This window comes from Gillisia hiemivivida, from assembly GCF_007997295.1.
Classification (GTDB): Bacteria; Bacteroidota; Bacteroidia; order Flavobacteriales; family Flavobacteriaceae; genus Gillisia; species Gillisia hiemivivida.
The window spans coordinates 18,600-39,799 of sequence record NZ_VORY01000025.1 but is presented as its reverse complement, the minus strand read 5'-3'; the positions used below and the strand labels follow the sequence as shown (position 1 = coordinate 39,799).

17 protein-coding genes are annotated in these 21,200 nt (G+C 34.9%); 6 read left to right on the top strand and 11 right to left on the bottom strand.

What is annotated here, in order from left to right:
- Window positions 1-171: 171 nt before the first annotated feature.
- The 3 genes from ES724_RS16805 to ES724_RS14790 all read right to left on the bottom strand — a co-directional run bounded on the left by ES724_RS16805 (window position 172) and on the right by ES724_RS14790 (window position 2,480).
- The gene (locus tag ES724_RS16805) at window positions 172-402 is read right to left on the bottom strand and encodes a PspC family transcriptional regulator (protein ID WP_081661895.1); all 231 of its coding nucleotides are present in this window, start codon (window positions 400-402) and stop codon (window positions 172-174) included.
- A 21-nt stretch (window positions 403-423) separates the two neighbouring features.
- Window positions 424-1,707, bottom strand: a complete 1,284-nt coding sequence (locus ES724_RS14795) for a DUF2851 family protein (RefSeq protein WP_146934325.1) — start codon at window positions 1,705-1,707, stop codon at window positions 424-426.
- A gap of 68 nt (window positions 1,708-1,775) precedes the next feature.
- Window positions 1,776-2,480: an SGNH/GDSL hydrolase family protein gene (locus ES724_RS14790; protein WP_146934322.1), complete on the bottom strand. Its 705-nt coding sequence runs from the start codon at window positions 2,478-2,480 to the stop codon at window positions 1,776-1,778.
- A gap of 105 nt (window positions 2,481-2,585) precedes the next feature.
- On the opposite strand from ES724_RS14790, the gene ES724_RS14785 reads away from it, so the two are divergent.
- Window positions 2,586-3,149: a hypothetical protein gene (locus ES724_RS14785; RefSeq protein ID WP_146934319.1), complete on the top strand. Its 564-nt coding sequence runs from the start codon at window positions 2,586-2,588 to the stop codon at window positions 3,147-3,149.
- A gap of 231 nt (window positions 3,150-3,380) precedes the next feature.
- Window positions 3,381-3,620, top strand: coding sequence for a hypothetical protein (locus ES724_RS14780; protein ID WP_146934316.1), 240 nt, complete (start codon window positions 3,381-3,383; stop codon window positions 3,618-3,620).
- A gap of 389 nt (window positions 3,621-4,009) precedes the next feature.
- Here ES724_RS14780 and ES724_RS14775 read toward each other — a convergent pair whose 3' ends face one another.
- Together ES724_RS14775 and ES724_RS14770 are read right to left on the bottom strand one after the other, a co-directional pair.
- Window positions 4,010-4,990, bottom strand: a complete 981-nt coding sequence (locus tag ES724_RS14775) for a PLP-dependent cysteine synthase family protein (protein WP_146934314.1) — start codon at window positions 4,988-4,990, stop codon at window positions 4,010-4,012.
- 86 nt (window positions 4,991-5,076) lie between these two features.
- Complete coding sequence (locus tag ES724_RS14770; protein WP_146934311.1) at window positions 5,077-6,312, bottom strand: ABC transporter permease; 1,236 nt, start codon at window positions 6,310-6,312, stop codon at window positions 5,077-5,079.
- A gap of 9 nt (window positions 6,313-6,321) precedes the next feature.
- On the opposite strand from ES724_RS14770, the gene ES724_RS14765 reads away from it, so the two are divergent.
- Complete coding sequence (locus ES724_RS14765; protein WP_146934308.1) at window positions 6,322-7,587, top strand: exo-beta-N-acetylmuramidase NamZ family protein; 1,266 nt, start codon at window positions 6,322-6,324, stop codon at window positions 7,585-7,587.
- Between the two features lie 70 nt (window positions 7,588-7,657).
- On the opposite strand, the gene ES724_RS14760 is transcribed toward ES724_RS14765, so the two are convergent.
- Window positions 7,658-8,155: a YkgJ family cysteine cluster protein gene (locus tag ES724_RS14760; RefSeq protein WP_146934305.1), complete on the bottom strand. Its 498-nt coding sequence runs from the start codon at window positions 8,153-8,155 to the stop codon at window positions 7,658-7,660.
- 12 nt (window positions 8,156-8,167) lie between these two features.
- Between ES724_RS14760 and ES724_RS14755 the strand changes: the two genes are divergently transcribed.
- Complete coding sequence (locus ES724_RS14755; protein ID WP_146934302.1) at window positions 8,168-8,905, top strand: class I SAM-dependent methyltransferase; 738 nt, start codon at window positions 8,168-8,170, stop codon at window positions 8,903-8,905.
- Window positions 8,906-8,991: 86 nt separating this feature from the next.
- A complete protein-coding gene (locus ES724_RS14750) occupies window positions 8,992-9,768 on the top strand; it encodes a hypothetical protein (protein ID WP_146934300.1) in 777 nt (258 codons plus the stop codon).
- A gap of 100 nt (window positions 9,769-9,868) precedes the next feature.
- On the opposite strand, the gene ES724_RS14745 is transcribed toward ES724_RS14750, so the two are convergent.
- The 4 genes from ES724_RS14745 to ES724_RS14730 form a co-directional block, all read right to left on the bottom strand.
- Window positions 9,869-11,500 carry an amidohydrolase gene (locus tag ES724_RS14745; protein ID WP_146934297.1) on the bottom strand — a complete coding sequence of 544 codons (1,632 nt, stop codon included), beginning with the start codon at window positions 11,498-11,500 and terminating at the stop codon, window positions 9,869-9,871.
- Between the two features lie 174 nt (window positions 11,501-11,674).
- A complete protein-coding gene (locus ES724_RS14740; protein ID WP_146934294.1) occupies window positions 11,675-12,799 on the bottom strand; it encodes a hypothetical protein in 1,125 nt (374 codons plus the stop codon).
- A gap of 229 nt (window positions 12,800-13,028) precedes the next feature.
- On the bottom strand, window positions 13,029-14,759 hold the full coding sequence (locus tag ES724_RS14735) for a TonB-dependent receptor domain-containing protein (protein ID WP_146934291.1): 1,731 nt from the start codon (window positions 14,757-14,759) through the stop codon (window positions 13,029-13,031).
- Window positions 14,760-14,790: 31 nt separating this feature from the next.
- A complete protein-coding gene (locus tag ES724_RS14730) occupies window positions 14,791-17,811 on the bottom strand; it encodes a tetratricopeptide repeat protein (RefSeq protein WP_146934288.1) in 3,021 nt (1,006 codons plus the stop codon).
- A gap of 250 nt (window positions 17,812-18,061) precedes the next feature.
- Between ES724_RS14730 and ES724_RS14725 the strand changes: the two genes are divergently transcribed.
- On the top strand, window positions 18,062-18,745 hold the full coding sequence (locus ES724_RS14725) for a cell division ATP-binding protein FtsE (protein ID WP_026839362.1): 684 nt from the start codon (window positions 18,062-18,064) through the stop codon (window positions 18,743-18,745).
- Between the two features lie 445 nt (window positions 18,746-19,190).
- On the opposite strand, the gene typA is transcribed toward ES724_RS14725, so the two are convergent.
- The gene (gene typA / locus ES724_RS14720) at window positions 19,191-20,990 is read right to left on the bottom strand and encodes a translational GTPase TypA (protein WP_146934285.1); all 1,800 of its coding nucleotides are present in this window, start codon (window positions 20,988-20,990) and stop codon (window positions 19,191-19,193) included.
- Window positions 20,991-21,200: the final 210 nt, after the last annotated feature.

Genomic DNA, 21,200 nt, shown 5'->3' with positions numbered 1-21,200 from the left:
TCAACAAAAAAGGACACTAGATGCAAATGCAGAAAGTATCCTTTTACAGACTAGCTTATAGCCGTCTTGAGTAACAAAAATAATAAAATAAAAGAGAAAACCTTTTGTTAGTTAACACAGAATCTATCGGGACCGGGAATTAAACCCTCAATAAGGGATTAACTAAAAATCTCATAGATCAAATACCGAAGAGCGCTTAGTATAAACCAAGTCCTTCAATTTAAGCCAAAAAGCAAATGTTAGATAAAAAGCAAAACCCAGTCCTAGGGTTGCGAAAGAAAGGTAAATAAAAAATAGCCTGATCGTTTTAGCGCGAATACCAAGTTTATCTGCTAATCGCGAAGAAACATAAAAGCCGTTTCTCTCAAAATAATGCCTTATGGAATATACAAGTTTTAACACTTTTCAAATATAACTATTATTCTAAACCAATCCATGAATAAGTTTTACACCAAGCCCACATTGTAAACACGCATTTTTATCGCAGTATTCAGTTTTGAGCTCAACTAAAGCTTGAGAATGATACGAGTTAGTCGCGGTTTTTGATCTTAAAGTATTAAAATTTTCTACCATCGAATTCTTCTCGGGCTTTATTTGTTCAACAATATTAAGCGTCTCTGAAGTCTCCATATCTCCAGTTTCCTTTAAGTAGCAGTACTTAAAAGGAACTATAGTATTTATAATTAAAAGATCAATAAAACTTTGGGTGAGCTTCTTTTTTCTGCATTTATGTTCCTTTTTAAAAGTATAATGGGTTTCCCAAAATTCTGTAGTGCTAGAACTAAAAAGACGATAAAATTCTTCTTTGCTGTTACTCTTAATAATCTCTGAAAATAAATGCGGAATATTACTATAAAGTTCTGCTAATTGTGACAGCCTGATAGTCGGAAAATTATCTGGTCTTAATCTAAAATATTGCGGCAGGAGCACTGAAGAATTATCCAAATTGAATTTTTGTTGTAAAAATTGATATTCAGATTTTAGAGATGCGAAATAGGATTGATCTATGTTTTCATTTAACAAACCAGCTTGACCAAAGATCAGGGCTTCCATTTTAAAAGAAGAGTCTCCGAGTTTTTGGATCACTTTAAAATCTATACTGTTGGCAATACTTTCAAAAGCATCAGTATTTACTTTTAGTCCGAAATTTCTAAAAAGCAATTTAAAAAGAACTTCTTCCCAATTGTTCTCTGTAGATTTCAGCATTTCCATAATCTTGATGGACTTTTTCTCCAACCTTTCAAAATAAACCCGCTCCAACCAGTTATTCATTGAGAAATCATCAAAAAGATGAAAATCTTTTTCGCAGTTGATCCATTTTTTTGACCCGTTCAATAGTAAAGATCTATACTTATCTAGAGAGTCCGGATGCACTAGCTCCTTTAATTCCAAAGTAGGAATTGCAGAATTGTCTTTTCTAAAAACCTCACTATCATCTTCCCAAACTACATGCAGTATCACATTGTCATAATTAGGATCTGTTTCATGCCGATGGAGATACCAGTCTGAAGATTTTAAATGAATTTCTACATTTCCAGCCCATAGCTGATGATCAATTTCAATTTTAGCATTGAAAAAATCGGGGCCAGAAAGATGATTGTGAGTCCCTATATCAAGAATCGTAATGTTAGAATTCGATGTAGTAATAGCTTTACTAAAATCGAACTTTTTAAATTTCCATAGATAATGTAGAAAGTCTTCTTGCATCAAATAAATGTAAAGCTTTTACAATTAACTATTTGATGCTTAATGTGTTAAAAATATTGAAGAAATTGTTATTGCAACTTTTCAAGAACCTCATCAAAAAATAGATCCACCCAAAGTGTATACATCTTCCCACTTGGAAGCAAACCGTCCTTGACTACCAGAGATGTATCAAATTTTGCCATTTTAGATATTGGCGTAATATTAAAGAAAGAAAGATCAAATTGATTGGCCACTTTTTTTAGAACATCATTAAATTCGGCAATTTCTTTCCCTATTTCTTCAGCATTGGAAGCGCCAAATGGAGTAGCTCCATAATCTGGAATACTAACTACAAATACACCTTCTTTCCCTGTTTTAGAAGCTTGTATGGCTTCAGTAAAGATGGTTTTGAGATCTGCTTCATAATCTATAATAGATTTATTCTGATATTGATTATTCACTCCAATTAAAACAGAAACAAGATCATATCTCTCATTGCCAAGATTGGCATCTATTGCGTTTAATAAATTATCTGTGGTCCAACCTGTTTTAGCAATTATCCGTGGCGCATTAATTTCTAATCCTTTATTCCGTAATTGATTAACAAGTTGAACAGGCCATCGCAAATCCTCAGCTATGCTTTCTCCAATGGTATATGAATCCCCAAGTGCCAAATAACTCAAGTTATCCGGGCTATCTGAAATCTCACTTTCATCAGGCTTCAAAGCTTCTGAAGAGCTACTGCAACTCATCATAAATAATAGTAAACCAAAGACAACTAAAACTAATCTCATAAGATTTTAATTTATGGTGAAATGTAATTTATATAAGAATGCCTACAATCCATTTTAATAAACATATAAGAGTTTGAAATAGTATATTTAGAAAAAATTTAATTTATGAAGTATTTGTTTTTATTGTTCGTATTTATTTTTGCCGACAACAGTCTCGCTCAAGATAAAAATCAAGCTCAAATTTTCTGGAATAACTTAAAAGAACACTGCGGAAAAGCATATGAAGGAAAGCTAGATGAATCTATAAAAAATGACAGTTTTTCTGGAAAAAAATTAGTGATGTATGTTTTGGCTTGCGATGAAAATACTATTAAAATCCCTTTCTATGTGGGAGCTGATAAATCCCGTACTTGGGTTTTAACTTTAGAAGGAGATCGAATAAAATTAAAACACGATCATCGTCACGAAGATGGTAGTGAGGACGCCATTACACAATATGGCGGAATCAGCACTAATACAGGGTCTGACAAGCTTCAGTTTTTTCCGGCAGATCAGGAAACCAGAGATCTCATAGGTTATGCTGCTACAAACGTATGGTGGATAACACTTGATGAATCTATTTTTTCTTATAACCTAAAAAGAATTGGAACAGATAATCCTGCTTTCAACGTTTACTTTAATCTCTCTAATCCTGTAGAGGCTCCGGAAGCTCCTTGGGGTTGGGAATAAAACCTTTTTAAACCAAGAATCTCGTGGAAAGCCCACGAGAAATGTCCCGATAATTATTGGGCCTAGAATTGGACCCTCAATGAGCGATTAAAAAAGCATTTTCACCTTACTGTGGGGTCTTCTTATTTGGTGTCGAATGCTAATTCTTAGTTAACCCGGGACTAAAATTGCTTTAGTTTTTTTTGCTGAAGTGCTGTTTTTATTTATCTTATATTTAATTAAATAAACTTTATGAGCCCAAACAATTCAGCCAATTCAGGAGACCAAAATAAAAAGTCGGTGCCAGATAATGGAAAGGGTTCTGTAAAACCCCCGAATGATACTCCTAACACAAAAAAAGGGAGCACGTCTTTACGCGAACATCCCAATAAGTTTATTCGGTTCTTTGCCAGGGCTGGTTTCACCGTTTGGATCATTGTAATGGCAATAGGAATGGCTATCGCTTTTGTAGTCTCCGTGTTTTTATTATGAAAATTCTTCGCTACGTTATTTTCTTTTTCCTTCTCATATTTATTGGCATTCAGTTATCCTACTATTTTGAGATAGCTCTTCCAAATTGGGCGAGATTTTATGTAAATGACTTTTTATGTATGCCCATAGTTCTTACTATATGTCTGCACGCAGTTCATTTTATAAAACGAGATTCTACAATTAGACTCTCCCTCTTCACCACACTTTCATTAACCGTACTTTATGCCGTCTACTTTGAAATTTACCTTCCTCCGGTAGAACCCAGATATACTGCAGATATTCTGGATGTTATCATGTATCTAAGCGGAAGTTTGATCTTTTATTTTTTGCAATTCCGTAAATAAAAAAGACGCCCATCGGGCGTCTCCTAAAATCTATTTTTGTGATAATTATTCTATATAACCCATTTTCTTCATCCATTCATCATTGAACATTTTTCCCACATATCTACTTCCATGATCATGGAACAAGACTACAACTACATCATCTTTTGTGAAATGTTCTTTTAATTGAAGTAGTCCCTTTACAGCAGCTCCCGCACTATTTCCAAGAAACATTCCTTCTTCTTTTGCAAGTCTCCGAGTATAAACTGCAGCATCTTTATCGGTTACTTTCGTGAAACCATCTATTAATGAAAAATCTACATTTTTAGGAAGAATATCTTCTCCAATTCCTTCGGTTACATAAGAATAAATTTCATTTTCATCGAAGATCCCAGTTTCATGATATTTCTTGAATACCGATCCATAAGTATCTATTCCCCAAATTTTTATATTCGGATTTTGCTCTTTCAAATATTTAGCAACCCCAGAAATAGTTCCACCTGTCCCTACTCCTACTACGAAATGTGTGACCTTACCATCTGTTTGTTTCCAAATTTCCGGACCTGTACTTTCGTAATGCGCTTGTGTATTCGCCGGATTATCATACTGATTTACATACCAAGAATTAGGCGTTTCTTCAGCTAAACGTTTAGAAGTAGAATAATAAGATCTTGGGTCTTCTGGAGCCACATCTGTAGGGCAAACTACTACTTCACTTCCAACAGCTCTAAGAATATCCATCTTTTCCTTGCTTTGCTTATCGCTAAGCACACAAATCATTTTGTATCCTTTAATGATTGCTACAAGTGCCAATCCCATTCCAGTATTCCCTGAAGTTCCTTCTATAATGGTACCTCCTGGCTGTAGTAATCCACTAGCTTCAGCTTCTTCGATCATTTTAACTGCCATTCTATCCTTTGCAGAATTCCCCGGATTAAAAGTTTCGTATTTCGCTAATACTAATGCATCAATCTCTGCGGTAAGTTTATTCATTTTCACCAATGGCGTATTCCCAATGGTTCCTAATATATTTTCAGCGTATTCCATATTTTATTTTTGAAAGTGCAAAGATACTCTTCAGAATATCACTTTGCAAGGTTTTGAGTGAATCTGTAAATACAGTACCTCAGAAGTTAGTCGAATTTCATTGCTTTTACTGGTGAGATCTTGGTGATTATTATGGAAGGGATCAATAGCATGAGAAGACATAAGACCAAAGTTCCAATATTCACACCTAGAATATACTCCCAACCAATATAAACTGGAATTTCAGTAACATAATAGGTTTCTGGATTTAATGGGAAAAGTTTGAAATACTTCTGAATAAAAAGCAAACCTAATCCTATAAGGTTTCCCCAGAATAAACCTAAGAGAATTAAATAGGAAGCATTATATAAAAAGATCTTTCTAATACTCCAGTCACTACCACCAAGTGCCTTTAAGATCCCGATCATCTGTGTGCGTTCTAAAATTAGAACTAGCAGCGCGGTAATCATATTGATTCCTGCAACCAGGATCATGATTCCTATAATGAGTGCGATATTAAAATCGAATAAAGATACCCACTCAAAAATAGAAGCGTATTTCTGTTTGATAGTCTGGGTATCTAAAAATGAATTGGTGTTATCATAGACCTCTGCACCTTTGAGGTCTAATTCATCAAAATCTTCAATAAATACCTCAAATCCTCCAACCTGATTATTATCCCAACCATTTATTCGCTGAATATGTCGGATATCTGAGAGCATATAAAGCTTATCAAATTCCTGAAAACCAGAATTGTAGATCCCTTTAACCATAAAAGCTCTTAACAATGGTGGTCTACTAGCATCTTCCCTAAGAAAATAGGTGATAATCTTATCCCCCACTTTAAAACCTAATCTATTAGCGATGTATTGAGAAATAAGAACATCTTCATTTAGGTTATCAGTATAATCTGGCAATTCGCCATCTACTAAAAAGTCGGTAAAGTTCTCCCATTTAAAATCTGCGCCAACGCCTTTTACAATAAGCCCTTCAAAATCGGTTTCTGTTCTAATTATACCGGCCTTTGTAGCAACGGCCTGAATATGCGTAATTCCTTCTACCGATTTAAATTCTGGATAAAAATCCTGTTCAAGAGAAACAGGCATTAAGGAGACTTGGGAACTGTTATTATCGTAACTCTGGATAGTGATATGCCCATTAAAAGCTGCGATCTTTTCACGTATCTTAACCTGAAGCCCCATCCCGGTTGCAAAAGAAACTAGCATCATAATCACCCCAATAGCGATTGCTGCAATTGCAATTTTTATAATCGGTGCCGAAATACTACTTTTATACTTCTTTGCCCGGATAAGCCGTTTGGCTATAAAAAATTCTAAATTCAAGATAGATTCATGGTTTATAGATTCTTCAAAAATACATTTTTATTCGTTCTTATGCTTAGTGTTTCCTGCGGGAGAGGAACTGGACAAATCAACTCAGAAGCTACGGATGTATCCAAGGAAAAAGATTCCATTATTTCTTCTGAAAAAATCTCACCAAAATTAGTTTTGGGCGCTAATAGAACTGAAGCTTACCTTCCTCTTCTGAAGAACAAGAAAATAGGAATTGTAGGTAATCAAAGTAGTTTGATCTTGAATAGTTCTCCAGAAAATAAAACTCCAACCTATACCCACTTGGTAGATTCTTTAGTGTCCTTAAATATAGACATCGTAAATATTTTTTCACCAGAACATGGCTTTCGTGGTACTGCCGATGCCGGAGAAACCATAAAGGATGGAAAAGATTTAAAAACAGGAATCCCCATTATTTCGCTTTACGGAGATAATAAAAAGCCCAAACCGGAGCAATTAAAAGGCATTGAGGTAATGATATTTGATCTTCAAGATGTAGGCGCCAGATTCTATACCTATATTTCGTCCTTACATTATGTGATGGAAGCATGTGCGGAAAATAGTATTCAGCTTATTATTCTGGATAGACCTAATCCTAATGGCCATTATATTGATGGTCCTGTTTTAAAGCCAGCACATAGCAGTTTTGTGGGAATGCATCCTATTCCAGTGGTGCATGGATTAACTATGGGAGAATATGCACAGATGATCAATGGAGAAAAATGGGTGAAAAATGGGATTCAGTGTGACCTGCAGATTATTGAAATGGAGAATTATACTCATGATCTTAAATATGAACTTCCTGTAAAACCCTCACCAAATTTACCCAATTCGAAGGCCATTAATTTGTATCCTAGTTTGTGCTTTTTTGAAGGTACTAATGTGAACGCGGGAAGAGGGACCAACAAGCAATTTCAAGTTTATGGCTCTCCTTTTTTGAATCAAGAAATTTACAATTTTTCATATACACCAGAATCTTTAGAAGGCGCTAAAAGTCCTAAACATTTAGGACAGCTATGTAATGGAAAAGATCTTAGTGAAACTCCATTCCTGGAAGGGATAAATTTGAAATGGCTTATAGATGCATATGAGAATACTGAAAATCAGAACGGTTTTTTCAATTCATTTTTCACAAAACTTGCAGGTGGCCCAGAACTTCAAAAACAAATTGAAGCAGGAATGACTTCAGAAGAAATTAAAGCTACTTGGCAAGAAGATCTTTCAGCATTTGAACAAATGAGGGCAGAGTATCTAATTTATAAGTAATAAACAAAATTGCCCCTAATACACGAATACTTTTTTAAATACTTACTCATTCAAAAATTGAAACTGCTAACTACTTCAATTTAATTCTCTTTTTCATTTCCTCCACAATATTATAAGCTGCCGGGCAAATAGCGGTATTGTTTAAGGTAATGTTTGAGATCTTATGAAAATCCTTTCTATCGGTATGTGGATATTCCCTGCAAGCTTTTGGACGAACCTCATAAATAGAACAATAATTATCTTCCCCTAAAAAGGTACATGGAACTTGCTTCAACACATGATCATTATCCTCATCTACCCTTAAGTAAGTCTCAATAAATTGAGCGGGTTTCTGCCGGAAATGCTTCGAAATTCGTTCTATATCTTTATTGGTAAATAAAGGTCCTGTTGTTTTACAACAATTGGCGCAAGTAAGACAATCTGTGCGCTTAAATTCTTCTTCATGCAATTCTTGCATTTGTAAGTCCAAATGCTTGGGTGGCTTTTTACGTAGCTTAGCAAAGAACTTTTTATTCTCCTTATGCTTATCTTTGGCCTTTTTCGGGAGATTTTTCAGAATTTCTTCCATAAGCGCAAAGATATGAAGAAGCAAGTAAGCAGCAAGGCTACAATAGATGTGTTTGGTAAAGCTATTTCAGCATATTATCTTGAGAAAGATGAAACCCCAATATTGGTGCATTCTCCAGATTTTGATGATGATGAGATCTTGGTTCCTTATCTGTTTAGAGATTTTAAAGATATGCCGCCATTAGAACAAGCTGCCTTAGAAAAGGCCTCAGGAAGAATTCTAGATGTTGGATGCGGCGCAGGAAGTCATTCATTATTTCTTCAGAATGTAAAAAAATTAGAGGTTACGGCTATAGATATTTCTGAAGGGGCTTTGGAAATTTGTAAAGCGAGAGGAATTAAAAATGCAAGGAACATTGATTATTTCGATCTAAAAGATGAAAAATTTGACACTATTCTTTTATTGATGAATGGTACAGGAATTATTGAAAAGTTGGAAAATTTAGATCGATTTTTTCAGCATTCAAAAACGTTATTATCTAAAAATGGACAAATTTTAATAGACTCCTCAGACCTAAGTTATTTATTTGATCCAGATGAAGATGGCGGAATTTGGATAGATCCTGATGCACCCTATTACGGTGAATTAGAATTTAGTATTAGTTATAAAGGAGAACGATCTAGTGAGTTTAACTGGTTATATCTGGACTATAATAGTTTAGCACTTGCTGCAGAAGGGAATGATTTTAGCTGTGAACTGGTTGAGAAAGGCGAGCATTTCGATTATTTGGCGGTGTTAAAACCTTTATAGCTTAGAGTTCGTAAGTATTACTGCTTATATTTATCTATATTCATTAATAATTTTAATTTTTAGTCACCCTATTTTTAAACCATCCTATGAAGATTCCAAAAATAATCCTGCCTTTTTTATTACTCCTTTTAATAATTGGTTGTTCTAAAGATTCGACCGATTCAGGTAATGGAACTCCACGGGTAGATAAAAGTGCAAATTTAAAAGCTCTAGGAGCTTCTGCAAATGAACTTTTAAGCGATGCTAAATTCACTTCTTTAACTATTGAGGTGGTTTATGTAACTGGGTTTAAACCAACAGATGTAGCCCTAAATAATTTATCAGAATTCTTATTAGAACACATATTTAAACCAGATGGGGTAAAAATTACCACTCGCGCAGTAGCCAGTTCTAATAAAGCACCTTTTTCTATTGAAGAAATTGCACAGGTTGAAGCAGATGAGCGCAGTGTTTATAACGCAGGAGATGAGATAGCTGTTTTTCTTTATGTGGCTGATGGAAGCAATGAAAATGATGAAGATAATAAATTGGTTTTGGGCTCCGCTTTTAGAAATACTTCGATAGTGCTTTATGGTAAGACCATAGAAAAAATCGCCAATAATTCGCCTTCTACAGCTAAGAGTGATGTAGAATCTGCTGTTCTTAATCATGAATTTGGTCACTTATTTGGTCTGGTAGACGTAGGATCACCAATGCAGGTAGATCATGAGGATCCAGAAAGTCAGGCCCATTGTAATGTAAGTGGTTGTTTGATGACTGCCAATATTGAGTTTGGAGGGAGTATTATTGATATGATAGATAATAATATCCCAGAATTAGAGGATCTTTGTATCAACGATCTAGTTGCCAATGGCGGAAGATAATTTGACCTCTTCCCCAGCTAAATCTTCATCCCCTCCTAAATCCTCCCCAGAGGGGAGGACTTTTACATAAGTAAGCTTTAGAATTTCAGAATTGATAATTTTAATATACTTTCTCTCCGTTCACATATGTTTGTAAGACTTTAATGTTTGGGATTTCATTTTTATCCACTTCCATAATATTCTTATCAAGAATTATGAAATCGGCGAATTTACCTGTTTCTATACTTCCCTTTTCCTCTTCTTCAAAATTAGCGTACGCTGCCCAAATGGTCATTCCCTTTAAGGTTTCTTCTCTGGATAATGCCTGCTCCATTCTATAACCACCCTCTGGATAGTTCTTAAGATCTTTTCTAGCTGTTGAAGCATAAAAAGTATAGAACGGGCTCACTTCTTCCACCGGAAAATCTGTCCCCAAAGCTACAATTCCTGCCTGATCTAGTAATTTTTTAAAGGCATACGCCCCTTTTATCCGGTCGGCGCCAAGCCGATCTTCTGCCCAATACATATCGCTTGTTGCATGTGTAGGTTGTACAGACGGAATAATGTTTTTGCTGAAATATTTAAAGTCTGCTGGATCTATTACTTGTGCATGTTCTACTCGCCATCTGCGATCTTCCTTTCCCTTTAATAATTCATCATAGGTTTTAAGCACCAATCTATTTGCAGAATCACCAATGGCATGTGTATTCATTTGAAACCTTGAATTAGCTACTCTTTGAGCTGTTTTCTTAAAATCTGCTACCGGAGATAACAAAGCGCCATAGTGACCTTCAAGATCTGAATAGGGTTCCATTAAGGCTGCTCCTCTCGATCCTAAGGCACCATCTCCATAGAACTTCACAGAGCGCACATTTAATCTTTCTGTTTTAATAGGCTCTTTCCCTAAGTAAAAATCGAGGTTTTCCTTCGTGTTACTTATCATCGCATAGATGCGGGTCTTTAAACTTCCAGCTTTTTGTAAACTATCTATCAGCTGAATTGTTTTCTTATCTATTCCAGCGTCAACCACAGTAGTTAATCCATAACTAAAAGAGATTTTTTGAGCCTCCATCAACGCCTGAATTTGCTCCTTCTTTGAAGGTTCTTCTACGGCATTGTAAACAAGACTCATAGGGTTATCTATTAGAATTCCTGTAAGTTGTCCATTCTTAACTTCAATAGCACCACCTTCTGCTTTAGTATCTAAAGTAATCCCTGCTTTATCCAAGGCAGCTTGATTTACCAATAAAGCATGCCCATCTATTCTGGTAATTGCTACCGGAGTATTTGGGAATAAACTATCCAATTTCTCTTTGGATGGAAATTCTTTGACTTCCCAATCATTCTGATCCCAACCTCTACCTGTTATAAAGTTTACATTTCGCTCTTTCTGAAAAACAACTATTCGGTCCAAAACCTCTTTAAAACTATTGGTGCCCGTTAAATCTACTTTTTGTTGTTGCAAGCCCATTCTATAAAAATGTGCATGTGCATCTATAAAGCCTGGGAGAATAGTTTTTCCTTCTGCATCCAGTTTTTCTTTGAAATCATATTTTTCCTGGAGTGCTTCAACAGTTCCTGTTTCTAAAAATTTTCCCTCCTTAACTACGAAAGCTTCAGTAGTGGAAAAAGTGGAATCTACTGTATAAATTTGTGCATTAAACACTAAAAGATCTGCTGATTGTTTTTCTTCAGAATTACAAGAGATTAATAGAACGAGTAGTATTCCTAAAAAAGATAATTTATTAAGCATATTTAATATTTTTCATAAAAATAACTAATGTGATCTAATTAGGATGGTTTTATTGAGAATGTTTCAGTATTAATAGCTTCTACAGTTTTTATAAAATTCAATCTCTAGAAATTCAATTGCAAAAAAAAAGATCGAGATTTTAATCTCGATCTTTTTTAATATAAACTTGAATATCTAGCCTAATCCCATAGCTTCTAAAAGTGCTTCCCTAATACTAGGATTTGCAGCTGCCGCTAGAGCCACAGAAATTATAAGACCAATAGCCGCATAAGAGAAATCTTTAAAGATCATTCTTCCCGCTTTCTTACGGTGTTTTTTACCTTTCTTAGTTCGCGCGAGGCTTATTGCAATCTCCCGACCCCCAATAATACCAAGGAATAACCAGGTTGTGCTCATTGGAACGGTACTAATAAATAACTTGTAGATAAGTAAGATCACATACGTTAAATCAACTAAGGTTGCTGCCCGAATATCTGAAATTCTAGATTTTTCGCTTACTACCTTCTGAATTTTATCTCCTCGTAAGTAAAATAACAATCCGAGACCTGCAAATATAGTAGTTGCAAAAATTATAAATTGAGTAAGTGTTTGTTGTCGTGGTAGATATACAGCGATATTCGCACCATCCTGCATTACCCAGACAGCCCACAAGGACCCACTTACTACCCATTGGAGGACACTCCATCCCTGATGAAATTTTCTACTTTTGAAGAATTTTTTAATCAGGTTATAAGAGAAATACCACACTGCAAAAGACAAAATAAATGCCATTGCATAGCCCGATAAACTCTTAATCACTACTGATGTTATTCCAGATGTATCTGCACTAAACACCGATAAAATAAGGAACGTAGTAGAAACTGGCATTCTTAATCTTGTTAAGATCAATAACACCAAAGGAGCAATTATCTGGAAAAAGCTGAAGTTTTCCGGATGAGGATATTTGGTAGTCCCATCGGGTTTTAAAAGTCTTTGGAAGGTAACATCTCCATCAAAATAAACCCAACTAAAAATAACTGTGGCAAGAAAGATACCTCCAATATAAAGCCATAACACCCACCAACGACGGGTTTTATTACTTTCAATAAATGTTCCTAAAGACTGGATACTATCATTTGAAACTGTCGCATAAGCAGCAAAAAAGAAACCAAGCCACATTGCCGCTTGACTATTTCCTGTGAAGATTCCGGCTAAAACGATTCCAATAATTATTAAAGCCAAGAATGCCTTTTCCTGAATCATGAAATCTAAAACATTCAGGTATGGCCGTGATCTATCGCTTCTTTTAAACTTACTCATCTAGTTAGGGTATTTGTGTTCAATAGGAAATAAGTATTATTGAATGTTTGATTTATTTTTTGCTTTACCGGGTTCAAAAATAAACTTTTTAAATCAATAAGGAATTAATAAATCGACCAAAGGTCTCAATTGAAATTTCAAACTGGCTATGCTCTGCACTTTAACATAATACAAAAAACAAAAAGGGCTGTTCCAGAAGAACAGCCCTTTTATATTTATTAATTATCTGCTATTTGTAATCGAATTTATAGGTTGCACCAGCCATTACTTGAATCCCTTGAACCGGGAAATTAGACCAGCGTTCGTAGTTATCTCCTAATAAGTTATTTCCTTTTGCAAAAATGGAAAGTTGATCATTAAATCTATACCCAAGATTTGCATTTAGATCTGTAAAACCATCTAAAGTAATTGTTCTGCTTCCCAATGCACCACCCCCGTCTATTGTTTCTTCTCTATCTTTTCTTTCTCCTGTATAAAATAAGTTAGCTCCAGCAAACCATTTTTCAGTTATCTGATAGTCCATAAATAAAGAGGCTTTCATTTCTGGTAAATTCCATGCTTCAGCTTCGAATTCAGAATTATAACTAAAGAAAGATCCATTCAGTCCTAATTTAAAATCTCTATTCACATCTACATTGATCTCTCCTGAAAATGATAGCGTGTTTATATCATCATAAACAACCCCAAATGAATTTCCGTAGGCATAATCCTCTGTACTAGAAGGGTTACTAAAATTAGCTAGAAACAATGCCTTATTGATCTCTGAAGCATATCCTCCTTTAAGATTATAGCCAATGCTATTAGTAAGTTTTCCTTTTGCTCCCACATAAGCATCATAGGTTTTATCTGTAGGTGCAATATTCAAGGTTGGAGATACGTATGGGTTTTCCTGAGCAAAGTTATAGTAGGTATTCTGGCTTAAACTTCCTTCTAACCCAGCATACGGGATAAAGTAGTCTCCAGCCAACCTATAACTAGCAGTTACCTGAGGATAAATATAAAAACTGCTATCGCTATTTTCTGTATCCAATCCATACACAAAAGACGCTCCTAAATTCAAAGTAAGATCATCTCTTAAAATCAGCAAACTAGGTGTTATCCCAAAAATCATTTGAGAATAATTCAGCTCATTTGGATCGTTGTATCCTTTATCGAACTTCCCACTTAATACATCTGCAAAAACTTTTGTGCTTATTAATTCGTCTGCAATGTTGACTTCAAAAGCTCCATCGGCTTTAAAATTATGTTCAGCAGAATCATAAGAATCTCCGAAATATCTATAGTTCGCTGACGCCTTATTCAGGAAAGAATCATATAATTCCAATTTCCCTCCAAGGATTCCAGAAATGTAATTCTGCTGAGGATCTATAGCAGTAACTAATTCATTAGTCAATCTTGTTTGCTCTGGTAATCCATACCAGTTGAATAATTGATGCTGTAATCCTAATTCGGTATTCCAAGAACTTTTCTTATTTCTGGAACTGTAATTCAAATTAAGTTCTGTGTCATAAAATTTATCGTCCAATCTCACATCTTCTATTCCGCCTTGAGACGAATTATGGGTGAGATACACGCCAAAATTATCACTTTTACTAATTTCCAAATTACTATAAAACTCAGCTAGAACATTGGAATAGGTTCCAAATCCAAGCGTTATATAATTATCATATAATTTGATTCTTTTATCTTTTTCAACTTTCGTTGCTCGCCCTTTGGAAGGTGTAAATGTGGAAGCGACGGGCACAGAAAAAATACTATATTTAATAGGTTTCTTTTCTAAACTTACAGAATCCCCTAAAACAGGAGTTTCCTTAATTTTAAAAGCATCGTTCACTGAAGGTGTATAAGGCTTCACAACAATCACTGTTTCGTTACCCAAAGGTTTATCCTGAGCCACCAAAACACCGGTAAATAAAAATGACAATAAAAACAGACTTCTTTTAATTGAAGGGGTTTGCATATTGAGGTACTTAAATGTTAGTTTGATAATATTAGTTTCTTGTGTCTACAGAAGCGTTGGTCTTAGCTTCCATCGCCTTGATTTTATTCAATTCGATTTGTGCTTCTTTAACCACATCTGGATAATCCTTAAAATTCTTGATCACATTATCCAAAATATAGGTGGCTTGGTAAGCATCTTTTAAAGCATAGAAATTCTTGGCCATAACAACCAATCCTTTTGCTCCATAGAATTTATAACCAGAATAATCTTTAGCTAATTTTTGAACAGATTCATTAGAAGCTTTAAAATTTGAGGCTTTATTTTTAAAATAAGCATCGTAATAAAGTGCTTCTGCAGCTAATTCTCCAGTTGCTATTTTAAGTACTTCAGCATAGGCATTCTTAGCCTTGTTCTCATCGCCAGTGCTAAATGCAGATCTGGCAATAATCACTTGTGCATCAGATTTCACGTTGTTTTCTATGGAAGAATTTTTAAGCACTTTTTCAGCATAAGAAACCGCTTTGCCAAAATCTTTAAGTTCATAGTAAGATTTCATGAGGTTAGACTGTGCGTAGATCACATTCTGATCGAAATCTGCTTCGTTTTCTAATCTTTGTAACAATGGTAAGGCATCTTGATAGCTTCTTTTCTCTAAATAGATCTGAGATAATCTTGCCAGGGCTTGTTCAGAAAACTCACTTCTTGGTTTGTTTACCACAAACTTGTAATTAGAAATAGATTTATCCTTTTGATCGTCTCTAAAATAAAGCTGGGCTAAATAGAAGTTACTCTTCAAAGAATTTAATCCATTAGGAAAAGTTTGAAGATATTTCTCGAATCCGGTTTTTGCAGCAGCTGTATTGTTATTCAAATATTGTTTTTCTGCAGCTTCAAAAGTGGTATTATCAAGATCTGCATCAGTAACTTCCACAAAATCTACATTTCTCACCCAAGCAGCATATTCATCGGTTTTTCCAAGATCTATATAGATCAACCTTGCAGTGGTAACCGCTTGCAAAGACTCTGGAGTATTTGGATAATCTGCAACTACTTTCTTGAAACGCTCCAAGGCTTTGTTAGCCTGATCTCCATTATAATAAATAAGTCCTTGCTTTAACATAGCCTGAGGTACAAAAGCACTTCCTGGCACATCACGAATCAATTTATTATAGGATTCTATACCTTTTGCAGTATTATTCATAGCTACATAAGTGTTTCCTAATTCATACATCGCATCATCTCTATAAGAAGAGCGCGGATATTTATTAGTAAAACTACTTAACTCTTCGATCTTGCTTTCGTTTCTATCTACAAAACCATAACTAATAGCTTTTTGATAGGCTGCATAATCTGTATTTCCAAGATTCATATCGATAGCTTTGGTATAAGCTTCCATTGCCGGCCAATATTTACTCGTTACAAAATAAGTGTCTCCTAATCTAGTATAAGCATCATTCCTCCTAGCATTATCTTTTTCAGAATTATTAGCGTATCTATTAAAGAAATCGATCGCTTTTCCATATTCCTTTTGTTTGAAGTAACTATATGCAATATTGTAATCTAGGTTTTCTTTTTCAGCTAAACCTGCACTCCCGCTCATGGAATTAAACTCCTGATATCCTCTTAAGGCTTCCTGCATTCTATTCAAATTGAAATCGCTTTCTGCTTTCCAAAAAACTGCTTTTGCAGAGATCTCCGGATTCACTCTATTCTTTAAGGCTTTTTCGAAATTGATACTCGCATTTCTATAATCGTCATTCTCATATAATTCCAATCCGTAGAAATAAGCCACTTTTTGATAAGCTCCCTTATCGCTGAAGTTCTTATTGGTTTCCAACAATTCCATCGCTTTTTCATAATTCTTGGAAGTGATAAAAGAATCTATAAGCAAAGTTTCCATTTCAGCTTTTACTGAAGTGTTTGGGTACTTATTCAAATAATTAATGATCACTTCAGAAGGACTCATATAACTATTCCCAACCTCGTAACTCAATTTTGCATAATTCAAAAATGCATCTTCTTGCAATTTGGCATCAAAATCCATTTCGCTTGCATTTTTAAAAGCATTAAGTGCTTCCTGCTTTTTATCTGAATTTAAATAAGACTGCGCTAGATGGTAATACGCATTTTGAGCAATGCTGTTATTCCCGTCTATGATCTTATTAAATTCTGAAATAGCACTTTCGTAGTCTCCCTGTTTGTAATAAGCATATCCCAATTGGTAATAATCGGTATTCGTCCATTTTCCTCGTAAACCTTTATATTCTTTTAAATAAGGAATGGCTTCTTCATATTTACCAAGATTGAAATAGCTCTCACCAATAATTTTATTAAGCTGAGAGATCTCACCTCTATTTGCTTTTGGTAGTTGTTCTAATCCTAAAGCGATCGCTTTTTCAAAATTTCCAAGCTTAAAACTCATATCACTTTGGAAATAAGAAAGGTTTTCAGAATATCTGTCTTCCCCTTTTACTTCTTCAAAAAGTTCATTTGCCTGCTCATAATCATCGCCTTCATAAGCCATATATCCTAAATAATACTTGGCCTGAGAACCATATTCCTTAGAATCGCGCACTTTATCCAAATAAGTTGCAGCCTGTTCAAAATCATTAGAAGAATAATAAGCATACCCATTATTAAAATAATAACGCTCCTTGTCTTTCCGGCTCATTCCCTTTTCATCTACCTTATCATACCACTTCCTGGCATAAGAATATTTTCCGGTCTGGAAATAATAATCGGCTACATCTATTAATGCGGTATTTCTTTTAGTTGAAGTTGGGTAACGCTCTACGAAATCTTCCATTAACTTATCTGCACCAGGCTGTCCTAGTCTTACGGCAGCATTTGCAATATAATAAGCACAGTCTGAAACTATTTTTTCATCTTCGGCTTTATCCTTCACTTCATCAAACAAGGTTTGAGCCGGTAAAAATTGCTCATTATTATAAAGCGCTAAGGCTTTATTAAACTTTACCAGATCGTTTGTATTGATAGCAGATTGCTGTGCAAAAAGGGAAGAAAAAAATAAGAAGAAACCAACAAAAAGGGATGCGGAATATCGTGTCATTAATTTTTTTTTAGGTTGATGAATCAAAGATACTTAAACACTTATTTCATAACGCAACATCGCTGTGATAATTATGTTAATATAGAAAAAAGTGTTTTGGGGCTTTATAAAATTAGCCAGTAGTATATGTTTTCTATAAATAAAATGCTTTGTAGAGAATCTCATATGTCATCTAAAAAGAAATATAAGAAACAGATGAAAAATGTATATTTACCAATAATTTTAACCTATTTAATCACAATCCTATTTTATGTCTAACATTGTCCTAGAATTAAAAAATGCAGCAATCTATCAACGAGAGAGTTTAATCTTATCTGAAGTAGATGTAACCATCAATAAGGGGGATTTTGTTTATTTAATTGGAAAGACCGGAACCGGAAAAAGTAGTTTTATGAAAACGCTTTACGGAGATCTTCCGCTTACTGAAGGAGAAGGTAGTATAGTAGATTATAATCTTAGAACTCTAAAGGAGAAAGACATTCCGTTTCTTAGAAGAAAACTAGGAGTGATTTTTCAGGATTTTAAATTGTTGAATGATAGAAATGTTCGTGAAAACCTAATTTTTGTATTAAAGGCAACCGGTTGGAAAGAAAAACCATCTATGGAGCGCAGAATAGATGAAGTTTTGGATAAAGTAGGAATGAAATCCAAAGGTTTCAAATTCCCATATCAACTTTCGGGAGGAGAACAACAGCGAATCGCTATTGCCCGTGCCCTTTTAAATGACCCAGAGTTAATACTAGCCGATGAACCTACCGGAAATCTGGATCCACAGACCTCTGTAGAAGTAATGGAGGTGTTACAAGAAATAAGCAAGAACGGAAACACCATTCTAATGGCAACTCATGATTATGCCTTACTACTGAAGTATCCTTCTAAAACATTAAAGTGTGATGGTGAGCGTGTTTTTGAGGTGGTGCAAAAATCTTTATAATACATTATTCTGAAAAAAAAGACCCTTCGACAAGCTCAGTGTGACAATAGAATTTCTTTGTCATTCTGAAAGAAGCGTAGCGGATTGAAGAATCTCAGAGATCTGCTTTTTTCTGAAAGAGATTCCTCCTTTGTCGGAATGACAAATTTAACAATCACACTTCGACAAACTCTGTGTGACCAATAAAATTTCTTTGTCTTTCTGATAGCAGCGTAGCGGATTGAAGAATCTCAGAGAATCTGCTCATTTCTGAAAGAGATTCCTCCTTCGTCGGAATGACAAAACTCATAAATGTCATTCTGAAAGCAGTGAAACGGATTGAAGAATCTCAGAGATCTGCTTTTTTCTGAAAGAGATTCCTCCTTCGTCGGAATGACAAAACTTTGAAAAAACAAAAAATCCCGGACCTTGCAGTCCGGGATTTTTTTATAAATACTTTTCAGTACTAGTTTATTTTATTTCTCTTACGTTCACTTTCGGTAAGATAGATCTTACGCAAACGAATATGTTTTGGAGTTACCTCTACATACTCATCTTTCTGAATGTATTCTAAAGCTTCTTCTAAAGAGAATTTTATTGCCGGAACAATCTTCGCTTTATCATCTGCTCCAGAAGAACGTACGTTAGACATTTTCTTTGTCTTAGTAATATTCACAGCCATATCATCCTGACGAGAATTCTCACCAATAACCTGACCTTCATAAATATCTTCACCCGGATCTACAAAGAATTTACCTCTATCTTGTAATTTATCTATAGAATAAGGAATTGCTTTTCCTCTTTCCATAGAAACTAAAGATCCATTCTGACGTTCTGGAATACCACCTTTTAAGGGTTGGTACTCTTTAAAACGGTGAGACATAATTGCTTCACCTGCAGTTGCAGTAAGCAAGTTATTTCTTAAACCTATAATTCCTCGAGATGGGATTAAGAATTGAATAGTCATACGGTCACCTCTAGCTTCCATACTGGTCATTTCTCCTTTTCTCATAGAAACCATTTCCACAGCTTTTCCTGAAACAACTTCTGGAAGATCTATCGTCATTTCTTCAACTGGCTCACATTTAACACCATCAATTTCTTTGATGATAACTTGTGGCTGACCAATTTGAAGTTCGTAACCTTCTCTTCTCATTGTTTCAATAAGAACAGACAAGTGAAGTACTCCACGACCAAATACCATAAATTTATCGGCACTATCTGTAGCTTCAACTTTTAAAGCAAGGTTCTTTTCAAGTTCCTTAGCCAAACGCTCTCTAATATGTCTAGATGTTACAAATTTACCGTCTTTTCCAAAGAATGGAGAATCGTTAATTGTAAAAAGCATACTCATGGTAGGCTCATCTATGGCGATCGTTTTTAATCCTTCTGGATTTTCAAGATCGGCAACAGTATCACCAATTTCAAATCCTTCTAGACCAACAATAGCACAAATATCTCCTGCCTCAACTTCATCTATCTTTCTTCTTCCTAAACCTTCAAAAGTATGAAGCTCTTTAATCTTGGTTTTCTTGATGCTTCCATCCCGCTTAACCAAAGATACAGCCATACCTTCTTTTAATTTTCCTCTTTGTAATCTTCCAATTGCAATTCGTCCTGTAAAGGATGAAAAGTCTAAAGAAGTGATCAACATTTGTGTTGTTCCTTCTTGAATTTTCGGAGATTCAATATGCTCTAAAACCATATCTAACAATGGCTCAATATTATCTGTTTCATTTCTCCAATCGTCACTCATCCAGTTATTCTTAGCTGAACCATAAACCGTTGGGAAATCTAGTTGCCATTCTTCAGCACCTAATTCGAACATCAAGTCGAAAACTTTCTCATGAACTTCATCTGGAGTACAGTTTTCTTTATCAACTTTATTAATAACGACACAAGGCTTAAGACCAAGGTCAATCGCTTTCTGAAGTACAAATCTCGTTTGTGGCATTGGTCCTTCAAAAGCATCTACTAATAGAAGAACTCCGTCTGCCATATTTAATACTCGCTCTACCTCTCCACCAAAATCGGCGTGACCAGGAGTATCAATAATATTAATTTTTGTGTCTTTGTATACTACAGAAACGTTTTTAGAAGTAATTGTAATACCACGTTCTCTTTCGAGATCATTGTTATCTAGGATAAGATCGCCAGTATTTTCGTTATCACGAAAAAGTTGACAATGGTACATGATTTTATCAACCAAGGTAGTTTTACCGTGATCAACGTGTGCGATAATCGCAATATTTTTAGTAGCTTTCATAATAAACGCCTCATTTTTAAGGCTGCAAAGGTACTCCTAATTTTCTCGATATCATCATACTTGCCAATTAATCTCAAATTAAAAAGCATAGAACTACTATTCTAATCTTCTGCTTTTTATAATTCTGAACTCTCTTATTCAAAGAATCTCAAAAATCTGTGCAGCGTAGCTATATGGTAAAATGATTATTCCATACCTGAATTCCTGTAT